Genomic DNA, 23,067 nt, shown 5'->3' on the forward strand with positions numbered 1-23,067 from the left:
TCACACCCCCACTTGCAGGAACTCTTTGGCAATGGCGCGGATCTCTTCGGCGGATTTGCCATCCGGCTCGATCTCCATCACCGACAACCCCTTCTCCTCGCTGTCGTCGTAGACGTTGCGTCCGTAGGTGATGGCATTGAGCACATCTACCCCAAAGGAGGAGCAAACCTCTTTCGCTTCCAGAATCCGTTTTACCTGATTGGGCAGGGAAGGGCACTGGGTCAGCACCACAGCCGCATTGAGGGCCGGGTTGACCATCTTGCAGGTGGTGATGAGATCTTCCATATGGGGCAGGGTCTTGAGATCCCTGCGTTTGGGGCGCAGCGGTATAAGAGCGTGGGTGGCGACTGCCATGGTAGAACGTAGCGCCCGGTTGTCTTGTCCACCACAGTCGACGATGACGTAGTCGTAGCGGTTTTTCAGACTGAGCAAGTCGTTGCGGATATTGCCGTAGAGCTGGACGCAGTTGATTTGTGGCAGTTCCGGATTGTCATTGCGCTCCTGAATCCAGTCGGAGGTGGTACGCTGGGGATCGCAGTCGACCAGCAAAACTTCCCCCTGAAACTGGGATCTGAGGTAGACCGCCAGATTTTGCGCCAGGCAGCTCTTGCCACTCCCTCCTTTTTCTCCGCCAACCAACAAGATCATGACGTTCCCCTATCCATGAGAAAACCGCTGTTTTCAGTATAGGAGGGGCTGCTCTCATAACAAGGCAGGAGGTGGTTTGCCTCCCGCCCAATCTATCAGTAGTGCTGACTACCGCCGCTGGAGCGGCACACATAGTCGGGTACCAGCGTCTGGGGGGCCTTGTCGACATGGCATACCACCATGGGCACGGCCGGGGCTCCTTCTGCCTGCGTGAGGCTGGGTACGAGAGGCAGCAACAGGGTTGCGAGCAGCAGCATGGACTTCATTTTCATAACAACTCCTTGGTAACACCATTCATACGTGATCTGGATCACTTTTTGAGTTAAGCCGAGGTTCGACCCAGCGCAAGGAAGAGCCAATAAATTCAGCCAATGAAAAAACTCTCAAAAGAAACCTGATGGCAGGTACTGAATCTCTGGCGGCCAAGATGCTGACTTTGTGCATATTAATGAGCAACCGATAGCTGGGCGGTAATGATATGAGCCGCTGTGCGACCAAGCTGGCGTGAATGCCATGATCTGGGACAAGAAAAGAATTATGCAGAGTGAGAAGGATGGGTGACTTTTTATTTATTGGTTAGGGGGGATGAGAGGGTGACATTATTCATATTAGTGCATGGTAAATTCATGGAATATTTTTCATTTAACCCAACTGATTGAATTTAATTATATTTCCTTTTTGTTTCTATCCATTTTGAGAGTGGAGCCATGAATGAAATGGCTTTCAATATGAAATATAAAGGGCTTTTTTTAAGTATGTATGCGGGCTTGGTGAATAAGAGAATGTGGGATCTGTTACCCCTATCAAAGATCTTTTCATGAATTTATTCAGTTCTGAGTGAATGTGATCAATCTCTAAGTTTGCAGTGATTGGCAGGTCTAACCTCGCTCTCGAAAGGCAAGGGCAGGATAGAACACAAGCCGAGTACCCTACATAAAGAATATCCCGCCTTAGCCACGAGCATGAATAGAAGGAATCTATTCAATCACTCGCAGGGACCACTGCTAGACGGAATATAATCATGAGCAAATTTTATGTAGGTTCTGAAGTTGGCCAATTGCGCCGTGTCATGTTGCACCGCCCCAACCTCAGTCTGAAGCGTCTGACTCCTTCCAACTGCCAGGATCTGCTGTTCGATGACGTCCTGTCTGTTGAACGCGCCGGTCAGGAGCACGACAAATTCGCTCAGGTACTGCGCGATCAGAATGTCGAAGTTTTCCTGCTGACCAATCTGCTGGCCGAGACTCTGGATGTGCCGGAAGCCAAAACCTGGCTGCTGCAACATCAGGTCTCCGACTATCGCCTCGGTTCTTCTTTTGCCAACGACGTGCGCTGCTTCCTGGCTGACATGCCACACCGCGAACTGGCCCGCATTCTCTCCGGCGGCCTGACCTACTCCGAGATGCCCTACAGCGGCGTCAACATGGTAGTAGGCATGCACGCACCGACCGATTTCATCATCGAGCCGCTGCCCAACCACCTCTTTACCCGCGATACCTCCTGCTGGGTTTACGGTGGCGTTTCCATCAACCCGATGGCCAAGGCCGCTCGTCGTCGTGAGACCAACCATGTGAAGGCCATCTACCGCTGGCACCCGCAGTTCGCCGGTCAGGACTTCATCAAATACTTCGGTGATGAAGATCGCGACTACGACAACTCCACCATCGAGGGTGGCGACGTGCTGGTCATCGGCCGCGGTGCTGTGCTGATCGGCATGTCCGAGCGCACCACACCGCAAGGTGTAGAGCATCTGGCTCGCGGCCTGTTCAAACACGGCCAGGCCAAACAGGTTATCGCCATGCAATTGCCGAAACACCGCAGCTGCATGCACCTGGATACCGTGATGACTCACATGGATATCGACACTTTCTCCGTCTATCCGGAAGTCATTCGCAAGGATGTGAACTGCTGGAGCCTGACTCCGGGCGGCGCTACCGGCATGAACATCAAGGAAGAGGGTTACTTCGTCACCGCCATCGAGAAGGCGCTGGGTGTCGATCAGCTCAAGCTCATCACCACTGGTGGTGACACCTTCGAGGCCGAGCGCGAGCAGTGGAACGACGCCAACAACGTGCTGACCGTGCGCCCCGGCGTGGTGGTGGGTTACGAGCGCAATACCTACACCAACGAGAAGTACGACAAGGCTGGCATCACAGTGCTGCCCATCCCGGGTGAAGAGCTGGGACGTGGTCGCGGCGGCGCCCGCTGCATGAGCTGCCCGATGGAACGCGACGGCATCTAACAAGACGGCGTGGCGCCGGCAGAAGCTGGCGCCACACAGAACCAAACTCGAGATCAACCACTATGAAAAAACCAACTGTCGTCGTCGCTCTGGGTGGCAATGCTCTGCTCCGTCGTGGTGAGCCCCTTGAAGCGGATATCCAGCGCAAGAACATCGCCACCGCCGCCAAAACCATCGCCCTGATCGCTCAGGAGTACAACGTGGTGCTGGTGCATGGCAACGGCCCGCAAGTCGGCCTGCTGGCTCTGCAAAATAGCGCCTACACCAAGGTATCCCCCTATCCGCTGGATGTGCTGGGTGCCGAGTCCCAGGGCATGATCGGCTACATGCTGATCCAGGAGCTGAAAAACCTGATGCCGAGCCGCAACGTCACCGCGCTGCTGACTCAGGTGCAGGTCGACCCCAAGGATCCGGCATTCGCCAACCCGACCAAATTTATCGGCCCCGTCTACGAAGAGGCTGAAGCCCGCACCCTGGCAGAAGAGAAGCACTGGGTGGTCAAGGCTGACGGCAAGTTCTTCCGCCGCGTAGTGCCGTCCCCGCTGCCCCAGCGCATCGTAGAAGGCGACGCCATCGAAACCCTGATTGCCCAGGGCCACCTCATCATCTGTACCGGTGGTGGTGGTATCCCGGTGACCTGGGATGGCCAGAGCCTGACCGGTATCGAAGCCGTCATCGACAAGGACATGTCTGCCGCCTATCTGGCCAAGCAGATCAAGGCCGACGCCCTGCTGATCCTGACCGATGCCGATGCCGTCTACCTGGATTGGGGCAAACCGACCCAGCGTCCGCTGCGGGTGACCAGCCCGGACGAGCTGGCCGGGGTCAAGTTCGACGCAGGTTCCATGGGACCGAAAGTCGAAGCCTCCTGTGAATTTGTCAAAGCGACCGGAGGCATGGTCGGCATCGGCTCTCTGGAAGATGGTCTCGCCATCCTCAAGGGTGAAGCCGGTACCAATATCGTCGCCACCCGTACCGTGAATGCGTAGTTACAAATCTGTACTGAAGAATGCGTAGTCAACACTACTGCCTAAATTGGTCTGAACAAATATAGAGAGAACTCATCATGGCTTTTAATCTGCGTAACCGTAACTTCCTGAAACTGCTGGACTTCACCCCGCGCGAAATCCAATACATGATCGATCTGGCCATCGACCTGAAGAAAGCCAAATACGGTGGCTACGAGCGCAAGCATCTGGTTGGCAAGAACATCGCCCTTATTTTCGAGAAGACCTCCACCCGTACCCGTTGTGCGTTTGAAGTGGCGGCCTTCGACCAGGGCGCGCAAGTCTCCTACCTTGGCCCAAGCGGTTCCCAGATCGGTCACAAGGAGTCCATGAAGGACACCGCCCGGGTACTGGGTCGCATGTATGACGGTATCGAATACCGTGGCTACGGTCAGGAGATCGTGGAAGAGCTGGGTGCCTACGCCGGTGTACCGGTGTGGAACGGCCTGACCAACGAATTCCACCCGACCCAGATCCTGGCTGACTTCATGACCATGCTGGAGCACGGCAAGGGCAAGCGTCTGGATCAAATCAAGTTCGCCTATCTGGGTGATGCCCGCAACAACATGGGTAACTCCCTGATGGTCGGCGCCGCCAAAATGGGTATGGATATCCGTCTGGTCGCTCCGAAAGCTTTCTGGCCGGAAGAGGAGCTGGTTGCCAAGTGCCGCCTGATCGCCGAAGAGACCGGCGCACGCATCACCCTGACCGAAGATGTCAAAGAGGGTGTGCTGGGCACCGACTTCCTCTACACCGACGTCTGGGTATCCATGGGTGAAGCGAAAGAAGCCTGGGATCAGCGCGTCAAACTGATGACTCCGTATCAGGTCAACATGGATGTCATCAACGCTACCAAGAACCCGGATGTGAAGTTCATGCACTGCCTGCCGGCGTTCCACAACGACGAGACCACCATGGGCAAGGAAGTGGCTGACAAATATGGCATGAAAGGTCTGGAAGTGACCGAGGATGTGTTCGAATCCGAGCACAGCATCGTGTTCGACGAGGCCGAAAACCGGATGCACACCATCAAGGCAGTGATGGTTGCTACGCTGGGCGACTAAGGTCGCAGTAGTGGTGCCGGGGGGTGACCCCCGGCTTTTCGACCATGTGACAGCGGCATAATACCTCTAACCCTACAACCCGCAGCCTGCATGGATACCACACCCACAGAAGGAAGCTGGACCATGACCAAATTCAAGTTCCCGTCAGCCTACACGATACTGTTTGTGCTGATCGCCCTAGTGGCCGCCCTGAGCTGGATAGTGCCGGCCGGCAAATATGAGATGACCATGAACGAAGCCCTCGGCAAAGAAGTGCCGGTGGCGGGTACCTACAAGCTGGTAGAAGGCAATCCCCAGGGGATCGTCGACGTGCTGCTGGCGCCGATCGATGGTCTCTACAACCATGACACCTATCAGGCAGGCGCCATCGACGTCTCCCTGTTTATCCTGATCATCGGTGGTTTTCTTGGCATTGTGACCAAGACCGGTGCCATCGATGCCGGTATCGAACGCGTGACCGACCGTCTGCGTGGCCGTGAAGAGTGGATGATCCCGATCCTGATGGCGCTGTTCGCCGCAGGCGGCACCATCTACGGCATGGCCGAAGAGTCGCTGCCTTTCTATACCCTGCTGGTGCCGGTGATGATGGCCGCCCGCTTCGACCCGGTCGTGGCTGCTGCAACTGTGTTGCTGGGTGCCGGTATCGGTACTCTCGGTTCCACCATCAACCCGTTTGCGACCGTTATTGCTGCCAACGCGGCCGGTATCTCCTTCACCGATGGTATCTGGCTGCGTGTCGCCATGCTGGTAGCTGGCTGGCTGATCTGCGTTGCCTACGTCATGCGTTACGCCAAGATGGTGCGCAACGACCCGAGCAAATCGCTGGTGGCTGACAAGTGGGATGAAAACCGTGCCCATTTCCTCGGCAACAAGAGCGACCAGATGCTGGAGTTCACCCTGACCCGTAAAATCGTGCTGGGTATCTTCGTCGCCGCCTTTGCCGTGATGATCTATGGTGTGGCCGTGCTGGGCTGGTGGATGGCGCAAATCTCCGGCGTCTTCCTGGCTGCCGCCATCATCGTCGGCCTCATCTCCCGGATGAGCGAGGAGGAGCTGACCTCCAACTTCATCGACGGTGCCCGCGACCTGTTGGGTGTGGCCCTGATCATCGGTATCGCCCGCGGTATCGTGGTGGTAATGGACAACGGCATGATCACCCACACCATCCTGCACAGCGCAGAAGGGATCGTGACCGGCCTCTCCACCGTGGTGTTCATCAACGTGATGTTCGTGCTGGAAGTGGTGCTCTCCTTCCTGGTGCCGTCCTCCTCCGGTCTGGCCGTGCTGACCATGCCGATCATGGCGCCGCTGGCCGACTTCGCCAACGTAGGCCGTGAGCTGGTGGTGACTGCTTACCAGTCTGCCTCCGGTCTGGTAAATCTGGTGACCCCGACCTCCGCCGTGGTAATGGGCGGTCTGGCCATCGCCAAGGTGCCTTATGTGCGCTACCTGAAGTGGGTGGCTCCGCTGCTCGGTATCCTGACCGTGCTGATCGTGGCCTGCTTGAGCCTGGGTGCCATGCTCTAATCCAGAGACAAGATAACGCTGAAAACGGGAGCCGCTGGCTCCCGTTTTTTATGGAGGCAAGAAGAGATGGGCACAAAGGAGCGGCCAACATAAAGGCGACCCTGAGGTCGCCTTTTGCTTGTTCTATGTGTGGCAGTAGCTAGCGCGCCTGCTCCAGTGTGCGGACCACGGCGGCGTGGGCCTGACGGGTACGGCTGATATGGCGCGGCGCGACTAGCACCACGTCGTTGCCGGCCACAGCGCCCATGATCTCGGGATTGGCGTTGCGATCGAGCAGGCGGGCCACCACGGTGGCGGCGCCCGGGGTGGTGTGGATCAGCACCATCTGCTGGTTGTGCACCACTTCGCGCACCATGTCGTGGATGGAGCGGGTGCTGCCGGCGGGCTCCAGCTGCTCGTCGACCAGGGTGTAGACCTTCTTGCCGTTGGCATTCTGCGCCTTGGCGACGCCGAGACGGCGCAGCAGGCGGGAGATGGTGGACTGGCTTATGTCGGCAAAGCCCCGCTCCGACAGCTCGCGGCGGATCTCTTCCTGAGTGCTGTAGCAGTGCTGGCCGATGATCTGGCGACAGGCATCCAGCTGGGCCAGATCGGGCTCTTGGGCAACGGGACGGCTGAGGGTTTTGACCACGGCGACTTCCTTTGACGATGATCGGGAATGAGCGCTCGATATCTGCCAAATTTGCTGCTTGTTAGCGGAAAATCTGGGCAATCAGGTGATTGGCAGGGAATGAGCGGGCTTTACCATATTGGATGGCAAATTATAGCCGACTGGGAATTTGGTGATGTGACAGGGTTCAAAAATGGGCCCCTTGGGGCCCACATGAATATCTTTTGAGTCTGGATATCAGTAGCGTTCGCTGACGATGTCCTGAGTGAAGGACTTCTCGCAGTATTTGCACTTCATCCGCACCGCGCCTTTCACCTCGCGTACCCGGAAGTAGCTCTCAACCGGTTCGTTGTGGGAGATGCAGTTGGAGTTGGGGCAGTGGAACACCCCGGCGATGAACTCCGGCAGCTCCAGCTGATGCTTCTTCACCACATTGAAGTCTTCGATGATGTTGACGGTCGCTTTCGGGGCGAACAGCGCCAGCTGGTTGGCCTGCTGCTCGGTCAGGCGGGTGTTCTCAATCTTGATGAGATCCTTTTTGCCGAGCGCGCCGGATTTCAGGTTGAAGCCGACGGTGATCCGCTCCTGGGTCTCCACCAGCTGGAACAGCTTGAGGATCTTGATGCCCTGGCCGGCGGGGATGTGGTCGATGACGGAGCCGTGACGGATGGCTTCGACTTGCAGTTGGTTCTTGTCAGACATGTTGTTCCCCTTTCCCTTAGACAGTTTCGTTCAGTACCAGTGCCAGCAGTGCCTGGCGTGCATAGACCCCGTTCTCCGCCTGCTGGAAGTAGTAGGCGTGGGGGGTCTTGTCGACCGCCACATCGATCTCGTCGACGCGGGGCAGGGGATGCAGGATCTTCATGGTGGGCTTGGCCCCTTCCAGAGTTGCCAGCTCCAGGATGAACTTGGCGGCCATGTGCTTGTATTCGGTCTCGTCGAAGCGCTCTTTCTGGACGCGGGTCATGTAGAGGATGTCCAGCTCCGGCATCACCTCTTCCATGGTCTCGTGGATGCTGAACTGAATGCCCTTCTCTTCCAGCTCTTCGCAGATGTAGTCCGGCATCGCCAACGCTTCCGGGGAGATGAAGAAGAAGCGGCAGTTGAACAGGCTGAGGGCCTGGGCCAGCGAGTGCACGGTGCGGCCGTACTTGAGGTCACCGACGAAAGCGACGTTGAGGCCGTCCAGCTTGCCCTGGGTCTCGCGGATGGAGAAGAGGTCGAGCAGGGTCTGGGTCGGATGCTGGTTGGAGCCGTCGCCGCCGTTGATGACCGGCACGCGGGAGAACTCGGAGGCGAGGCGGGCAGCCCCCTCTTTCGGATGACGCATCACCACCGCATCGGTGTAGGAGCCGATGATCTTGATGGAGTCAGCCAGGGTCTCGCCCTTCTTGGCGCTGGTGTTGCCACCGTCGGCGAAGCCGATGATGTTGCCGCCGAGGCGCTGCACCGCGGTCTCGAAGGAGAGGCGGGTGCGGGTGGAGGCTTCGAAGAAGCAGCTGGCAACCAGCTTGTCTTTCAGCAAGCGGGTGTCGGGTTCGGCCTTCAACCGTTGTGCGGTTGAGACTACCAGTTCCATTTCAGACCGGGTCAGGTCCGTGATGGAGATGACATGTTTCTTGTAGAGTGGATTGGTCATCGTCTGCATTCCCTTTGACATCATTGGAGGTTTTTCGGGCACAAAAAAAAGCCCCTGGAAACAGGGGCTTTTTTTAAAAATAACTGGGGAACATCGGGTCGGAAACCGGAAACAACGGGGCCGCTCTGGTGCGCTCCACCCGTTTGCAAAGCTGTTTTTTTCATCAAAAACGGCATCTTCCTGTCCCGACCTTGTTCAAAACCGGACAGATTATAGGGCTGCATTTTTAATTGTCAAAATTTTATTTTCCATGCCTGTTTTGGCCTTAAAAACGTTTAAGTGGCGCGAACGGGACGGCAAACCCACACCTGATGCACTGCCTGCAACGGCTCGCCATCGCGGGCCATGGCACGCAGATAACCGAGTCTGTGGTGCCCCTCCAGCAGGCAGAAGGGGTGGGGCAGGGGATGGCCGTTCGGGTAGCTGGCCCCCGCCTCCGGCGCCAGCACGATGACCGGTTCGGGCCAGCTCCCTTCGCTCAGCATCTTCTCGCCGAGCCAGGAGCGACGGACATAGCGATTGCTGCGCAGCATCTCGCCCCAGCGCTCGATCACCTCCATATGGCGGGAGTCTATCTGCTCGATAATCTGCGCGGTGGGCCAGCTTTCGCATGCGAACTGGTGGCTGGCGAGATCGATAAAGCTCCAGTTGGACTCAAAACCGCGCCAATGACGGTAAATCCACTGGGAAAGCACATTTTCGGGGATGAAGGGCACCAGCGGGGCGACCCGGGCCAGGTAGTCGGGCAGGGACTCTGTTTTGCGTTCGTCCCTGAAGTTGAGGGGCGCAAGTTGTTGGAGCAGTCGGTAATTGAGCATAAGCAGCCTCCCGGTACCTGCTTTCACCCTACCCCCATTTATGCCCCATTCCTACCCCGCTGAGTCTGGAAATACAGCAAGTTACCCCTCGTTGCTGCACAAATCAGCGCGACTTGTTCGGGATTTGTGCAATCGCATTAAAAGTGTGAAAAAAGCCTTTACCTTTGAAACCCGCTTTGTATACTACGCCTCGTTTGTTGCAGGGGCGTAGTTCCAATTGGTAGAACAGCGGTCTCCAAAACCGATGGTTGCGGGTTCGAGTCCTGCCGCCCCTGCCATTTAATTCAAGAAAAGCCAGCTCATCGAGCTGGCTTTTCGCTTTCTGGCGTTTGCCACTCTCCCCGCTAGCTCTCTTTCTTGCCGTTTGCCTCTGCCACATCTGTCAATTGAGGCCTCTCTACCCCTGTGCTACACCTTGCTTCTTGTCAGATGGTGCCCTGTTGCCCGGCGTCTGTACTGCATCCGGTTGGCCTGAGGCGCTTCAATCCAAGGAGACAGATCAATGAACAAAGCGGTGGAGACTCGTCACAATCACACCCACGCTGGTGGCTGGGTACCCCGGGATCAGGTGCATGTGGAGCGCTGGGTGCAGCGGCTGCGGCAGGCGGTTACCCGTCAGCCCCGCCCGCTGGTGGCACCGATCGCCGAGCTGAAGGCGTTGGTCGAGCAGGAGCCGGCGCTGCATCTGCAGGCGCAGGCGATGTTTGACGAGGCGTGGCAGCACAAGCACAGAACCCCGCTCGGTCAGGTCGAGGTACGCAGCTTCGAAGAGTTTCTGCTGCTGCTCAACGGCATCATGACCACGGCGCCGGAAGCCTATCAGGATGTGCAGAGCCACGAACCGGCCGGGCTCATCGGCTTTCCCATCAATGCCCTGCTCAACTGGCCCATGGCGACGGCCGCCGGTTACGGCTTCTTTGCCAACGAGCTGGTGAACCAGCAGCTGCGCAAGATCCTCGGCTACTGGGCCAATTTCCTGCAAAGCCCGGCGTCACGCTATGTGCTGACCGAGTCGGTCAGTCCGCTTGATCGCCAGACCCTGATCGTCCCCTGGTTGGGGGACGTGGCGAAACAGGAGATGGTCAAGGTGGCGCAAGGGGCGCTCGGTGCCGGTGACAACCCCACACCGGACAGCTTCGAGGGGATCTTCCACTCCACTCCGGGTGCCGAATATGAAGGGTTTGCCAGCTGGGACGACTTCTTCACCCGCCGCTTTCGCCCCGGCGTGCGGCCGGTAGCTGCTCCCGACGATGACAACGTGATCGCCAACGCCTGCGAATCGGCCCCGCTGCAGGTGGCCAAAAGAGTGCGTCGGCAGGACTCCTTCTGGCTCAAGGGGCAGCCCTACTCGCTGGACAACCTGCTCGACTTCGACCCGCGCGCCGCCCAGTTCGAGGGGGGCACCATCTATCAGGCCTTCCTCAGCGCTCTCAGCTATCACCGCTGGCACAGCCCGGTGAGCGGCACAGTGCGCTCGGTCAAGGTGGTCAACGGCAGCTACTACCTGGCCAACCGCCATCAGGGTTTTGGCAACCTCGATGGCGCCGACCCGAGCGCCCCCAACCAGTCGCAACCCTTCCTCACCGCGGTGGCGACCCGCGCCCTGATCTTTATCGAGGCGGACAATCCCAAAATCGGTCTGATGTGCGTGGTGCCGGTCGGGATGGCCGAAGTGTCGAGCTGCGAGGTGACGGTGCAGCCGGGGCAGCGGATCGAGAAGGGTGAACAGCTCGGGATGTTCCACTTCGGTGGCTCCACCCACTGCCTGCTGTTCCGCCCCGGGGTCGAGCTGGAGTTCGATTTCTATGGCCAGCAGCCGGGGCTGGAGGCGACCAACCTGAGGATCAATACGGCGCTGGCGCGGGTCAAATAACCCTGCCGCCGGACAGTAAAAGGCCGCCCTTGAGGCGGCCTTCTTATTTGCACATCAGCTGGCGCTGACCTGCGTTTTGAGGGTTTCCACCAGCCGCTGATGGCGGGCGGGGAGCGGCCACTCGGCGCGGTAGATCAGCCAGAGGGTGTCGATCACCTCGATCCGGCTCTGGAGCACCCGGATCTTCTCCTGTTGGGCAAAGGCGGTGACGGCGAAGCGGGGCAGTACGGTAAAGCCAAGGCCACGGGCGACCGGCTCCAGGATCAGGCCGATCTGGTTGGTAAAGCCGCGCAGCGGGATCTCGTCGAAGCGCTGGCCGGGGTAGCGTCGTCCCAGCAGACGTTGTGCCATGCTGCGGCCATCCGGGTGATCGATAAAGCCGAGCTGACAGAGGTGCTGCCAGCTCTGCTCCTCGCCGTCATTGGGCACCACCAGACAGAGGGGCTCGCGGGCGAAGGGCTCGGCGGCGATGCTGGGGTGCTCCGGCGGTTGATCCACCAGTCCCAGATCGCTGCGCCCTGCCAGTACCGCCTGCACTATGTCGGGGGTGGGGGCAAAGCGGTGCTGGATGGTGAGTCCGGGGTGTTCCTGTTGCTGGTCGAGCAGCAGGGGATAGAGCAGCAGGCCGATGCTGCCGGGGGTGGTGAGGGTGATGGCGCCGCGGTGAGGATCGTCGTCAGAGAGACGGGCTCGCAGCTGTTCGGCGGCCTGCTCCTGCTGGCGGGCGAAGTCGAGCAGCACCAGCCCGCGCGGGGTGAGCTCCAGCAGACGGGGCTTGCGCAGCAGCAGGGGGCCAAATTCGGCCTCGAGGCGCGAGATATGCTGACTGACGGCGGCCTGAGTGAGATCCAGCCGATCGGCGGCACGGGTAAAACTGCCGGTTTCATGCACCACCACCAGGGTGTGGAGCCAGAGTGGATTAACCATAAATTTAATTTATGCCTTCCATTAGTTTGACCTTATTTTTCATTATGGCGCCTCTTCCTATCATGTCACCTGTTTCCCACACACAATTTCAAGGTGACTTATGACTTACCCGCGCAACTTCTCCCACATCGGCATCACGGTGACTGACCTCGACAAGGCAGTCGAGTTCTATACCAAGGTGATGGGCTGGTATCTCATCATGCCGGCGACCACCATCAGCGAGGATGACTCCGCCATCGGCGTGATGTGCAACGACGTATTTGGCCCGGGCTGGGGCTCCTTCCGCATCGCTCACCTCTCCACCGGCGACAAGATCGGCATCGAGCTGTTCGAGTTCCCCAACAGCGAGCAGCGCGAAAACAACTTCGAATTCTGGAAGACCGGGGTGTTCCACTTCAGCGTGCAGGATCCGGATGTCGAGGGGCTGGCGGCGCGCATCGTCGCGGCGGGCGGCAAGCAGCGGATGCCGGTGCGCGAGTACTACCCGGGTGAGAAGCCCTACCGCATGGTCTACATGGAAGATCCCTTCGGCAACATCATCGAGATCTACAGCCACAGCTATGAGCTGACCTACTCCGCCGGTGCATATCAGGGGTAAGTGACAGGCCGCCTTCGGGCGGCCTGCTGCTTTGTTGTGGTGATGGTCAGTAGCATGGAATAGCGATCTTGCTCACACGGATAGCGGCTTCTGTTGTTGATAGATGTAAAAGTATACAGATTCACTAAAGTCTGTTCAGAGAGTGGCCGATAGCCTCTATTACATCAGGGTCTTTCCCTGCTTCGTCACAACAACAAGGATCTGTCGTCATGACCCTCTCTTTGCGCGGCAAGCTGCTGGCAACCAGTCTCGGGGTGGTGCTGCTGATGGCATCACTGCTCGGCATCGTTGCCTTTCACACCCTCAAATCCCGCACCATGAGCGCCATCCAGAGCGAGGCGGTCAACTATGGTCACGCCTACTCGGTTGCCATCGGCGACTGGATGGCGGATCGCAAGAACACGGTGCACGCGCTGGTGAACCTGATCGCCGACAACCCGCAGGCCGAGCTGGTGCCGCACCTGAAGCAGGCCTACACCTCGGGCGGCTTCGGCCTCACCTACTTTGGCTCCACCCAGGGGGTTATGACCCGCCAGGATCCCTCCCTCAACACCGGCAACTATGACCCGCGCGAACGCCCCTGGTATCAGGATGCGGTGAAGGCGGGACAGCTCATCGTCACCGCCCCCTATGTCAGCGTCACCATGCAGAAGCTGGTGGTCACTCTCTCCGAGCCGGTGCGCCATCAGGGCGAGCTGGTCGGTGCCGTGGGGGCCAACCTGGCGCTCGACAAGCTGATCGACGAGGTGCTGGCGATGCAGGTGCAGGGCGAGGGGTACGCCATGCTGCTCGACAGCAGCGGCCTCATCGTCGGTCACCCCAACAAGGAGCTGGCGCTCAAGCAGATTGGCGAGCTCTCTCCCGATCTGTCGGCGGCCACCTTCCAGCAGTGGGGCCGCGAGAACAACGAACTGCACGCAGCCACCCTCGACGGGCGCGACGTGCTGCTGGCGGTACAGCCGGTGGCGGGCACCGACTGGCTGCTGGCCATGGTGATGTATCGCGACGTGCTGGAGGCGCCGCTCGCCTCCCTTCTGTGGCAGCTGGTGGGCCTGACGCTGGTGCTGATGCTGGTGTTCAGCGCCCTGCTCACCGCCATGTTCAAATATCTGTTTGCCGATCTGGGCCGGGTGGCCGGTGCGCTGCACGACATCGCCCATGGCGAGGGGGATCTCACCGTCCATATCGACACCCGCAGTCAGGATGAGGTGGGCCAGCTGGCGCGCAACTTCAACCAGTTCGTGGCCCGGCTGCACGGAATTGTCAGCCGGCTGCGGGATGTCACCGTCGAGCTGGCTGCCCAGTCCCGCGCTCAGGCGGCTGGTGCCCACTCCCGCAGCCAGCGGGTGCGTCAGCAGCAGGACGAGATCGTGATGGTAGCGACCGCGGTGACCGAGATGGCCTCCGCTACGCAGGAGATCGCCGGCAACGCCGAGTTTGCCGCTACCACCTCCGGCGAGGCGGTCAAACTGGCGGTCGCCGGTCAGTCGCAGGTCGGTCAGAGCCAGCGCAGCATTACCGGGCTCGCAGACGAGGTGGCCGATGCCAGCCAGATCATCAACGAGCTGGATGCCCACGCCCAGAAGATCAGCAGCATTCTGGCCACCATCAGCGGCATTGCCGAGCAGACCAACCTGCTGGCGCTCAACGCGGCCATCGAGGCGGCGCGGGCCGGTGAGCAGGGGCGCGGCTTCGCGGTAGTGGCGGACGAGGTGCGGGTGCTGTCGCGCCGCACCCACGACTCCACCGACGAGATCCAGCAGATGATCGAGACCCTGCAGCAGACCACCCGCCGCGCCGTGGGGGGCATGGAGACCAGTCGCCAGCTGGCGGGCACCAGCGTCGAGGATGCGGAGTCCGCCAACCAGAGTCTGGCGCGGATCAACGAGGCGATCGGCTCCATCAGCGACATGGCGACCCAGATCGCGGCGGCGGCGGAAGAGCAGACCTCGGTCACCAGCGAGATCAGCCGCAACACCGAGAACATCCGCCACGTCTCGCAGGAGCTGGCCGAGCAGGCCAATCAGGAGGCGGCGCAGGCGGCGGAGCTGAAGGCGCTGACCGAGCGGCTGGAGCAGGAGATCGGCCGTTTCCGGCTCTGATCCTCAGGCCATCTTCCATGAAAAAGGGCAGCCCGCGGGCTGCCCTTTGTTATTTATTGTCGCTGACCGTCAGGCGGCGCTCTCCAGCTGCGCCAGATGGAAGGCGCGCCAGTTGCCGTCGGGCAGGTAGTGCTTGCCCTGCTGCCATTTGGGATCGTGCTGCACCACGTAGCGGTAGTGGTAGGCCTGCTGCTGGCCGACATAACGCCCCTGCGCCGGGTCGAAGATCTCCACCTCGATGAGCTGGCGCAGATATTCGCTCTGGGGATCATCCTCGCCGTGGAAGTTCTCCATCTCGTCGAGCGCCGCGATGGCGGCAGGGAAGTCGTCCAGCACAAACAGCTCGCCATAGACCCAGTCATCCCCTTGCAGCAGGGCGGGGTAGCCCTTGTGCTGCAGGTGATAGAGGGCGCCGCGCACCCGGGCGCGCCGTGGCGCTTGGCTCACGTGGTGAGCCAGATAGCGGCGGTAGTTGAACAGCCCGTCCATCAGGCTGCCGTAGACGAACAGCGGGCGTGGCTGGCAAAGGCTCATGAGATCTCGCCGCCCACGACCTTGATATCGCCATCCTGCTGCAGCACCACCGCCTCGATGGCCAGCGCCAGCGCGCGGGTAATCTCGCTCATGGCGAGGCAGGGCTGGTTCACCTTGTCCGCTACCTGCTCGGTGATGTAGGGAACGTGGATAAAGCCGCCGCGCACCGCCGGGAACTCTTTCTCGATCAGGTAGTGCAGCTGGTACATGATGTGGTTGCAGACGAAGGTGCCGGCAGTGTTGGAGACCGCCGCCGGAATGCCGTTCTCCTTGATGCGCTGCACCATCCCCTTGAGGGGCAGACGGGAGAAGTAGGCCGGTGCACCATCGGCCTGAATCACTTCGTCGATGGGCTGCTGCTGCTCGTTGTCGGGGATGCGGGCATCGTCGATGTTGATGGCGACGCGCTCCGGGGTAATGGCGAAGCGGCCACCTGCCTGACCGACGTTGATCACCACGTCAGGCTGGTGCTGGCGCATCAGCTCCGCCAGCAGGGTGGCTGACTTGCCGAATACGGTGGGGATCTGCGCCTTGATCACGGTGGCGTCCAGAATGGTCTCTGGCAGGCGTTTGACCGCCTCCCATGCCGGGTTGATGGGCTCGCCGCCGAAGGGGTCAAAACCGGTAATCAGTACTTTCATCATCTTCTCCCGAATGGTCAGAATGCCCAGAAATACATGAGTGCGATATGGATCAGCACCAGCGTCAGCGCCATCGGCACCTGCACCTTGATCACCTTGTTGAGATCCTTCATCTCCAGCAGGGCGGCGGGCAGGGCGTTGAAGTTGGCGGCCATGGGGGTCATCAGGGTGCCGCAGAAGCCGGCGGTCATCGCCAGCGCACCGGCCACCACCGGGTCACCGCCCTGGGCGATGACGAAGGGGATGCCGATGCCGGCGGTGATGACGGTGAAGGCGGCGTAGGCGTTGCCCATGATCATGGTGAAGACCATCATGCCGAGGCAGTAGGCCACCACCCCGACGAAGGGGCTGCCGACCGGCACCACGGTGGAGATGCCGTGGGAGATGACATCGCCGACGCCGGACTTGTTGAAGATCACCCCGAGGGCGGCCAGCAGTTGCGGCAGAATGCCGGTGATGCCGACCTGCTGGATCATCCGATCCGAGTCACCCACTACGGTAGCGGGGGTGGCACGAGTCAGCAGTACCGTGATGACGAAGGCGATGACCGCCGCCAGACCGATACCGACCTGACCGCCAAGGGGGGTGAACTGGGCGATCACCACCGCCAGCACGGCCAGCAGGATGCAGGGGAGGAAGATCCGGTTGCTGATGCGGTTGGCGTGGCGCTGGGACTCCTCCTCGCTCGCCTGCTCCAGCTTGCCGATCTTCACCTGCTTGAGCAGGGTGATGACCCCCATGGCGAGGATCAGCACGCCGTTGATGACGTTGGGGATATAGCTACCGAAGGCAAACAGCACACCCAGGATGGTCCAGAACAGGGCGGTACCGATCTTGGCCGGGTGGCTGGGGTCACGCAGGACGCGCCAGGCGCTGCTGAACAGGATGACGCCGATCAGCACATAAAAGAATTCGAGCATGTTGGGGATGAGGGTCGCCATTATTGCTGCCCCTCCTTGTCGCTGCTCACGGTATATGTCTTGGCCATCTGACGGTCAAACCACATATTGGAAATCGCCACCATCAGCAGGGCGATAATGGCGATCGGCATGGATGCCTTGGCAATATCGACGGCAGAGACGCTATATCCAAGAGATTCAAATGTACCGACGATCAGCAATACCCCGGCGGAGGCGACGAAGGTATTCTGAGCAAAGAAGTTGCCGTAGTTTTCGGTGGCGGAAACCCGCGCCTTGATATATTCCTCGTCCTCTTCGCTTAATTTGCCGTGTACCTTGGTGGCGGCTGCCTGAGTCATGGGGTTGACCAGCGGACGAATAAATTGGGTATGACCCTGAACCCGCACCGAGAAGAGACCGGCCAGCTCGCGGATAAACATATAGAGGGTCATGAACTTGCCCGGGGTGAGCTTCTTGATCCGCTCGATCAGGGTGACTGCCTGCTGTTTGAGGCCGTAGCGTTCACAGATGCCGATCATCGGCAGGGTCAGCAGAAACAGCGTCACCATGCGGTTGGAGACGAAGGCTTCCCCCAGCAGGGAGAGGCAATCGGTCATGGAGAGACCGGAGACCAGCGCGGTGGTGACGGCGGCCACCAGTACGACAGCCAGGGTGTCGAGTTTGAAATAAAAACCCAACAAAATAATAAGAATGCCGCTCAGTTTAATCCATTCCAATTAGCCACCTCGTTAAAGTGAATATTTATGTGTAATTTTTGGTAGCCGAGTTGTTTATCACCAGACTCCGGGGATGGCAACAAATAATCACTTTGGCGGGATTCGTTTGGTTTTTAATTACGTTTCGCTGTTGGTTTATTGCTCTCTGGTCAACGGTGAATCCCGTTATTTTGACGCTATTTCGTTTCACCTTAATCAGCTGTGGCAATGATTGTCGGTGCCTGTGTGGCAAGGCAGAACTGACAATATGGCTATTATTTGTTGCGTTATTGGCAGGGCCTGATGCAGCTTCGCAATATATTGGCAACAACCAACCAGCGGTATTTTTATGGCGGTGAAGGTGGGGGCGGGGTATTCACTGGAAAGGAAAAACAAGCCGGTGGCGAAGGCGTTTCGCCACCGGTGGCAGGGGTCAATGACTCTGTTTGACCCAGATAAGCTGGTCGGTGGCAAAGCCCAGCGATTTCGCCTTGGCGACCAGCGCATCCACCTTCGCCTTGGGCGGGTTGGGTGAGCGGGCGAGGATCCAGAGGTAGTCGTGGTTGTAGCTGGTCACCAGCGAGAGCTGGTAATCGGGATCGAGATCGATGACGTTGTAGCCGCCGTAGAAGGGGCCGAAGAAGCTCACCTTGAGCCGCGCCTCGTCAGGGCTGCCGACGAAGTAGGCCTTGCCTTCGGCTTCGCGCCAGCTGCCATCGCTCTGCTTGCCGCGGTTGAGCACCTTGACGCCGCCATCGTCCCGCAGGCTGTAGGTGGCACTCACCTGCTCCAGCCCGCGTTCGAAACCGTGGTCGAGGCGGGCAATCTCGTACCAGGTGCCGAGATAGCGGTCGAGCTGGAAGCCGGTGACGGGGCGGATGCCGTCGGCGAGGCCGGTGCAGGCCGTCAGCAGCCAGACGGTAAACAGACAAAGCAGTGAACGCATAGGTAATCCCTCTCTCGTTATCCCTCTATGATGCGAAGCTGGCCATCCCGAAAGCGGGAGGCCTGATCTGTCGGCGTGCTGCCGAAGAACCGTTTGTACTCCCGGCTGAACTGGGAGTTGCTCTCGTAACCGACTCTGGCGGCGGCTGCCCCCGCCTTGATGCCGTCGTGCAACATCATCAGGCGCGCCTTGTGCAGGCGAAACGACTTGATGTACTGCAGCGGCGAGGTGGCAGTGACTGCCTTGAAGTGGTGGTGAAAAGCGGAGACGCTCATGTTCACCTCCCGCGCCAGCTCCTCCATGGTGAGGTTGTCGGCGTAGCGCTGCTCTATCATACGCAGCACCCGGGCAATCTGGCCCACATGATTGTGGCGGTTGGCGAGCGCCTGCAACGCCGGGCCGCCCCCCTCGGTGAGGGCGTGAAACAGCATCTCCCGCACCGTCTGCGGCCCCAGCACCTTGGCGTGCAGCGGGTTGTCCATCAGCTCGATCAGCCGCTCGGCGGCGCAGAACATGGTCTCCGACAGGGGGACCGAGTGGACGCCGCTCTTTTGCGGAGCGGGGGCGGGCAGGGCATCGCCCAGCTCAAGCAACAGCTCCTGCAGGATGACCAGATCGATCTCGATGGAGAAACCGATCAGGGGCTGCTCGGGGGAGGCGAAACACTCGCACTCGCAGGGCAGCGGCAGGGTCATCAGCAGGTAGTGGTTGGGGTCGTAGCGAAATACCTGATCCGCCAGATAGCCCACCTTGTGCCCCTGCAGGATCACTATCATCCGCGGCTGGTAGAGCACCGGAGTGCGGCCGTGGTACTCGGTGGTGTAGATGAGATTGACCTGTTTCACCGGTGACGGGGAGATGCCGGGGGTGGTGACGTGGCGGGCCACTCTGGCGGCGAGGTCGCTGTAACGGTTTTGCATGGGGGCTCTTTGATTCGACTGTTCCGGTTTTTGCTGCTTTGTAGAAATAGGCAAGAATCAAGCAGGATGTTGCCTTGATGGTAGGGTTGTTCTGGAGAAAAATGCAATCACGATTTCGCGGCTAGGCCGCCCTGACTATCAGAAGAAGGCAATGTCGATGAACAACTTTACTCTCCATACCCCGACCAAAATCCTGTTCGGCCAGGGGCAGATCGCCCAGCTGCGCGAGCAGCTCCCGAGCGATGCCCGCGTCATGATCACCTACGGTGGCGGCAGCGTGGTACGCAGCGGCCTGCTGGAGCAGATCCGCAGCGAACTGGCTGGCTTCACTCTGTTTGAATTTGGCGGCATCGAGCCCAACCCGGCCTACGAGACCCTGATGGGGGCCGTGGAGCTGGCCCGTGCCGAGCAGGTCGATTTCCTGCTCGCCGTTGGCGGCGGCTCGGTGCTCGATGGCACCAAGTTTATCGCCGCTGCCGCGCACTACGATCCGGCCAGGGATCCCTGGCACATTCTCGAGACCGTCGGCAGCGAAGTGCGCTCCGCCATCCCGCTCGGTTCGGTGCTGACCCTGCCGGCGACCGGTTCCGAAATGAACATGGGTGCCGTCATCACCCGTCGCAGCAGTGGCGACAAGGTGCACTTCTTCTCGCCGTTCGTGATGCCGCGCTTTGCCGTGCTCGATCCGGTGCTCACCTACACCCTGCCCGAGCGTCAGGTGGCAAACGGGGTGGTGGATGCTTTCGTCCACATCGTGGAGCAGTACCTCACCTATCCGGTCAACGCCAAGGTGCAGGATCGCTTCGCCGAAGGCTTGTTGCTGACCCTGATCGAAGAGGGCCCCAAGGCGCTGGCCGAACCGCACAACTATGAGGTGCGCGCCAACATCATGTGGAGTGCCACCATGGCGCTGAACGGCCTGATCGGTGCCGGTGTGCCGCAGGACTGGGCCACCCACATGCTGGGTCACGAGCTGACCGCTCTGCACGGCCTCGACCATGCCCAGACTCTGGCGGCCGTGCTGCCCGCCCTGCTGCAGGCCAAGCGCAAACAGAAGCATGCCAAGCTGCTGCAATACGCAGAGCGGGTATGGGGTCTGCGCAGCGGCAGCGAAGCGGAGCGCATCGACGATGCCATCGCCGCGACCCGCGACTTCTTCGAGCGGATGGGGGTCAAGACCCGGCTGCGCGACTACGGTCTCAAAGATCTGGGTATCGATACCCTGATCGGCAAGCTGGGTGAGCACGGCATGAGCCGTCTGGGCGAGCACGGTGATATCGATCTGGTGCAGAGTCAGCATATTTATGAAGCTGCCTGGTAAAAGCCCCGGATCGGGCGCCAACCGGCGAAACGATTGAATATCGAGGGCCGCCTCCAGCCAGCTGGCGGGAGTGCGGCCCTGTCATTGTTGTGAAATTGTTATTTTTCGGCCTTTGCCGCAGCCGTACAGAGCTCCGGCGCATTTCGTAAGAACAAAAAACGCTAAGATAGAGAGCCGGTGAAACATTTTTTTTGACTGGTTGGATCACTTTTTTCAGCCGTTTTTACTGGTATAAGCCTCTAATTTGGTTTGTTTTTTTTAATCCTCGGCGGGGATGGGCTGAAATCTGTACGCGTGCTGTCGGGCGTGCGGTTGTAATAAAACTCCAAAATTTGATACTAATCACCTTCGCGCCTGAAAAGCGGGGGCCTGACCATGACAGGAGGTTGAGGTAAAGCCTACTGATTTTCATAACAAAGAGCCCAAGACCTGCACTTTGGTCATGTCTTGTTTCGCCAGAAATGAGACACTGGGCAGCGATTGTTTATTAACCATCAGGGAATAGTCATGCAGATTGGAATACCGAGAGAGAGTCTCGTCGGTGAGACCCGGGTCGCAGCGACCCCGGCTACCGTCGAGCAGCTGAACAAGCTCGGCTTCGAGGTCGCCATCGAGACCGGCGCAGGCCTGTCGGCCAGCTTCGATGATGCCGCCTTCGAGGCTGCCGGTGCCAGCGTGGTGCCGAATGTCTGGCAAGCCGACCTTATCTTCAAGGTCAATGCGCCGACCGATGCCGAGATCGCACAAATTAAAGATGGCGCCACTCTGATTAGCTTCATCTGGCCTGCCCAGAACCCCGAGCTGGTCAAGAAGCTGTCCGAGCGCAACATCAATGTAATGGCGATGGATATGGTGCCGCGGATCTCCCGTGCCCAGTCCCTCGATGCCCTCTCCTCCATGGCCAACATCGGTGGCTATCGTGCCGTCGTTGAAGCTGCGCACCAGTTCGGTCGCTTCTTCACCGGCCAAATCACCGCAGCCGGTAAAGTGCCGCCTGCCAAGGTACTGGTGATCGGTGCCGGCGTAGCCGGTCTGGCTGCCATCGGTACTGCCGGTTCCCTCGGTGCCATCGTGCGTGCCTTCGATACCCGTCTGGAAGTGGCCGAGCAGATCGAATCCATGGGTGGCGAGTTCCTCAAGCTCGACTTCGGCGGTGAGGATGGTTCCTCCTCCGATGGTTACGCCAAAGTGATGAGCGAAGAGTTCATCAAGGCTGAGATGGAGCTGTTTGCCCAGCAGGCCAAAGAGGTGGACATCATCATCACCACCGCCCTGATCCCGGGCAAGCCGGCTCCCAAGCTGATCACCAAAGAGATGGTCGACAGCATGAAGCCGGGCTCCGTCATCGTGGACATGGCCGCTCAGGCCGGCGGCAACTGTGAATACACAGTGCCGGGCGAACTGCATGTCACCGCCAACGGCGTCAAGGTGATTGGTTACACCGATCTGCCGGGTCGTCTGCCTGCCCAATCCTCCCAGCTCTACGGTACCAACCTGGTCAACCTGATGAAGCTGATGTGCAAGGAGAAGGACGGCAACGTCGCCATCGACTTCGAAGACGTGGTTCAGCGCAACATGACGGTGATCCAGGCCGGTGAAGTGACCTTCCCGCCGCCCGCCATCTCCGTCTCTGCTGCCCCGCAGAAACCAGCCGCCGCCAAACCGGCAGCCAAGAAGGAAGAGGCCAAGCCCTCCAACAAGAAGTTCGTGTTCGGTGCTCTCGGCATCGCCGCCTTCGGCTGGATCGCCTCCGTTGCCCCGGCAGCCTTCCTCTCCCACTTCACCGTATTCATCCTGGCCTGTGTGGTCGGTTACTACGTGGTGTGGAACGTCTCTCACGCCCTGCACACGCCGCTGATGTCGGTCACCAATGCCATCTCCGGCATTATCGTGGTCGGTGCCCTGCTGCAGATCGGGCAAGGGTCGACTCTGGTTACCGCATTGGCCTTCATCGCCGTGCTGATTGCCAGTATCAACATCTTCGGCGGCTTCACCGTCACTCAGCGCATGCTGAAGATGTTCCGTAAGGATTAAG

22 protein-coding genes and 1 tRNA gene are annotated in these 23,067 nt (G+C 59.6%); 10 read left to right on the plus strand and 13 right to left on the minus strand.

Annotated features, from left to right (window positions below; genetic code table 11):
• Together NOM67_RS17145 and NOM67_RS17150 are read right to left on the minus strand one after the other, a co-directional pair.
• Positions 1-648: an AAA family ATPase gene (locus NOM67_RS17145; protein ID WP_041209517.1), complete on the minus strand. Its 648-nt coding sequence runs from the start codon at positions 646-648 to the stop codon at positions 1-3.
• A gap of 95 nt (positions 649-743) precedes the next feature.
• Complete coding sequence (locus tag NOM67_RS17150) at positions 744-920, minus strand: hypothetical protein (RefSeq protein WP_165791442.1); 177 nt, start codon at positions 918-920, stop codon at positions 744-746.
• 749 nt (positions 921-1,669) lie between these two features.
• On the opposite strand from NOM67_RS17150, the gene arcA reads away from it, so the two are divergent.
• The 4 genes from arcA to NOM67_RS17170 all read left to right on the plus strand — a co-directional run bounded on the left by arcA (position 1,670) and on the right by NOM67_RS17170 (position 6,488).
• Positions 1,670-2,890: an arginine deiminase gene (arcA, locus tag NOM67_RS17155; RefSeq protein ID WP_041209518.1), complete on the plus strand. Its 1,221-nt coding sequence runs from the start codon at positions 1,670-1,672 to the stop codon at positions 2,888-2,890.
• 62 nt (positions 2,891-2,952) lie between these two features.
• A complete protein-coding gene (gene arcC, locus NOM67_RS17160) occupies positions 2,953-3,879 on the plus strand; it encodes a carbamate kinase (RefSeq protein WP_005356275.1) in 927 nt (308 codons plus the stop codon).
• A gap of 77 nt (positions 3,880-3,956) precedes the next feature.
• Positions 3,957-4,961 carry an ornithine carbamoyltransferase gene (argF, locus tag NOM67_RS17165; protein WP_033114793.1) on the plus strand — a complete coding sequence of 335 codons (1,005 nt, stop codon included), beginning with the start codon at positions 3,957-3,959 and terminating at the stop codon, positions 4,959-4,961.
• A gap of 123 nt (positions 4,962-5,084) precedes the next feature.
• Positions 5,085-6,488: a YfcC family protein gene (locus NOM67_RS17170; RefSeq protein WP_201962626.1), complete on the plus strand. Its 1,404-nt coding sequence runs from the start codon at positions 5,085-5,087 to the stop codon at positions 6,486-6,488.
• 139 nt (positions 6,489-6,627) lie between these two features.
• Here NOM67_RS17170 and NOM67_RS17175 read toward each other — a convergent pair whose 3' ends face one another.
• The 4 genes from NOM67_RS17175 to NOM67_RS17190 all read right to left on the minus strand — a co-directional run bounded on the left by NOM67_RS17175 (position 6,628) and on the right by NOM67_RS17190 (position 9,555).
• The gene (locus NOM67_RS17175) at positions 6,628-7,119 is read right to left on the minus strand and encodes an arginine repressor (RefSeq protein ID WP_041209520.1); all 492 of its coding nucleotides are present in this window, start codon (positions 7,117-7,119) and stop codon (positions 6,628-6,630) included.
• A 216-nt stretch (positions 7,120-7,335) separates the two neighbouring features.
• A complete protein-coding gene (pyrI, locus tag NOM67_RS17180) occupies positions 7,336-7,800 on the minus strand; it encodes an aspartate carbamoyltransferase regulatory subunit (protein ID WP_041209521.1) in 465 nt (154 codons plus the stop codon).
• A 16-nt stretch (positions 7,801-7,816) separates the two neighbouring features.
• Entirely contained in the window at positions 7,817-8,737 is a 921-nt protein-coding gene (pyrB, locus tag NOM67_RS17185) for an aspartate carbamoyltransferase (protein ID WP_041209522.1), read from the minus strand.
• A gap of 275 nt (positions 8,738-9,012) precedes the next feature.
• The gene (locus tag NOM67_RS17190) at positions 9,013-9,555 is read right to left on the minus strand and encodes a hypothetical protein (protein WP_042031908.1); all 543 of its coding nucleotides are present in this window, start codon (positions 9,553-9,555) and stop codon (positions 9,013-9,015) included.
• Positions 9,556-9,756: 201 nt separating this feature from the next.
• Here NOM67_RS17190 and NOM67_RS17195 point away from each other — a divergent pair.
• A tRNA-Trp gene (locus NOM67_RS17195) sits at positions 9,757-9,833 on the plus strand.
• Between the two features lie 224 nt (positions 9,834-10,057).
• Positions 10,058-11,428 carry a phosphatidylserine decarboxylase family protein gene (locus tag NOM67_RS17200; RefSeq protein WP_104016292.1) on the plus strand — a complete coding sequence of 457 codons (1,371 nt, stop codon included), beginning with the start codon at positions 10,058-10,060 and terminating at the stop codon, positions 11,426-11,428.
• Positions 11,429-11,482: 54 nt separating this feature from the next.
• Here the strand turns inward: NOM67_RS17200 and NOM67_RS17205 are convergent, their stop codons facing one another.
• Complete coding sequence (locus NOM67_RS17205) at positions 11,483-12,355, minus strand: LysR family transcriptional regulator (RefSeq protein WP_255938908.1); 873 nt, start codon at positions 12,353-12,355, stop codon at positions 11,483-11,485.
• 100 nt (positions 12,356-12,455) lie between these two features.
• On the opposite strand from NOM67_RS17205, the gene NOM67_RS17210 reads away from it, so the two are divergent.
• Positions 12,456-12,953 carry a lactoylglutathione lyase family protein gene (locus NOM67_RS17210; protein WP_042031906.1) on the plus strand — a complete coding sequence of 166 codons (498 nt, stop codon included), beginning with the start codon at positions 12,456-12,458 and terminating at the stop codon, positions 12,951-12,953.
• 209 nt (positions 12,954-13,162) lie between these two features.
• A complete protein-coding gene (locus NOM67_RS17215) occupies positions 13,163-15,055 on the plus strand; it encodes a methyl-accepting chemotaxis protein (protein WP_255938911.1) in 1,893 nt (630 codons plus the stop codon).
• A 69-nt stretch (positions 15,056-15,124) separates the two neighbouring features.
• Here the strand turns inward: NOM67_RS17215 and NOM67_RS17220 are convergent, their stop codons facing one another.
• The 6 genes from NOM67_RS17220 to NOM67_RS17245 form a co-directional block, all read right to left on the minus strand.
• Positions 15,125-15,589: a gamma-glutamylcyclotransferase gene (locus tag NOM67_RS17220; RefSeq protein ID WP_255938913.1), complete on the minus strand. Its 465-nt coding sequence runs from the start codon at positions 15,587-15,589 to the stop codon at positions 15,125-15,127.
• Entirely contained in the window at positions 15,586-16,230 is a 645-nt protein-coding gene (gene pcp / locus NOM67_RS17225) for a pyroglutamyl-peptidase I (RefSeq protein ID WP_005341933.1), read from the minus strand. Before pcp ends, NOM67_RS17220 begins: the two co-directional genes overlap by 4 nt.
• 17 nt (positions 16,231-16,247) lie before the next feature.
• Positions 16,248-17,171, minus strand: a complete 924-nt coding sequence (locus tag NOM67_RS17230) for a DUF979 domain-containing protein (protein WP_255938915.1) — start codon at positions 17,169-17,171, stop codon at positions 16,248-16,250.
• Positions 17,171-17,866: a DUF969 domain-containing protein gene (locus NOM67_RS17235; protein ID WP_041209532.1), complete on the minus strand. Its 696-nt coding sequence runs from the start codon at positions 17,864-17,866 to the stop codon at positions 17,171-17,173. The genes NOM67_RS17230 and NOM67_RS17235 overlap by 1 nt, the downstream gene beginning before the upstream one ends.
• A gap of 412 nt (positions 17,867-18,278) precedes the next feature.
• Entirely contained in the window at positions 18,279-18,791 is a 513-nt protein-coding gene (locus NOM67_RS17240) for a lipocalin family protein (RefSeq protein ID WP_041209533.1), read from the minus strand.
• Between the two features lie 17 nt (positions 18,792-18,808).
• On the minus strand, positions 18,809-19,711 hold the full coding sequence (locus NOM67_RS17245; RefSeq protein WP_043850729.1) for an AraC family transcriptional regulator: 903 nt from the start codon (positions 19,709-19,711) through the stop codon (positions 18,809-18,811).
• A gap of 157 nt (positions 19,712-19,868) precedes the next feature.
• Between NOM67_RS17245 and yqhD the strand changes: the two genes are divergently transcribed.
• Both yqhD and pntA read left to right on the plus strand, forming a co-directional pair.
• Complete coding sequence (gene yqhD, locus NOM67_RS17250) at positions 19,869-21,032, plus strand: alcohol dehydrogenase (protein WP_198505639.1); 1,164 nt, start codon at positions 19,869-19,871, stop codon at positions 21,030-21,032.
• Between the two features lie 507 nt (positions 21,033-21,539).
• Entirely contained in the window at positions 21,540-23,066 is a 1,527-nt protein-coding gene (gene pntA, locus NOM67_RS17255; protein WP_255938917.1) for a Re/Si-specific NAD(P)(+) transhydrogenase subunit alpha, read from the plus strand.
• The last annotated feature ends 1 nt before the right edge of the window (position 23,067 follow it).

The organism is Aeromonas sp. SG16, from assembly GCF_024436135.1.
Taxonomy (GTDB): Bacteria; Pseudomonadota; Gammaproteobacteria; order Enterobacterales; family Aeromonadaceae; genus Aeromonas; species Aeromonas jandaei.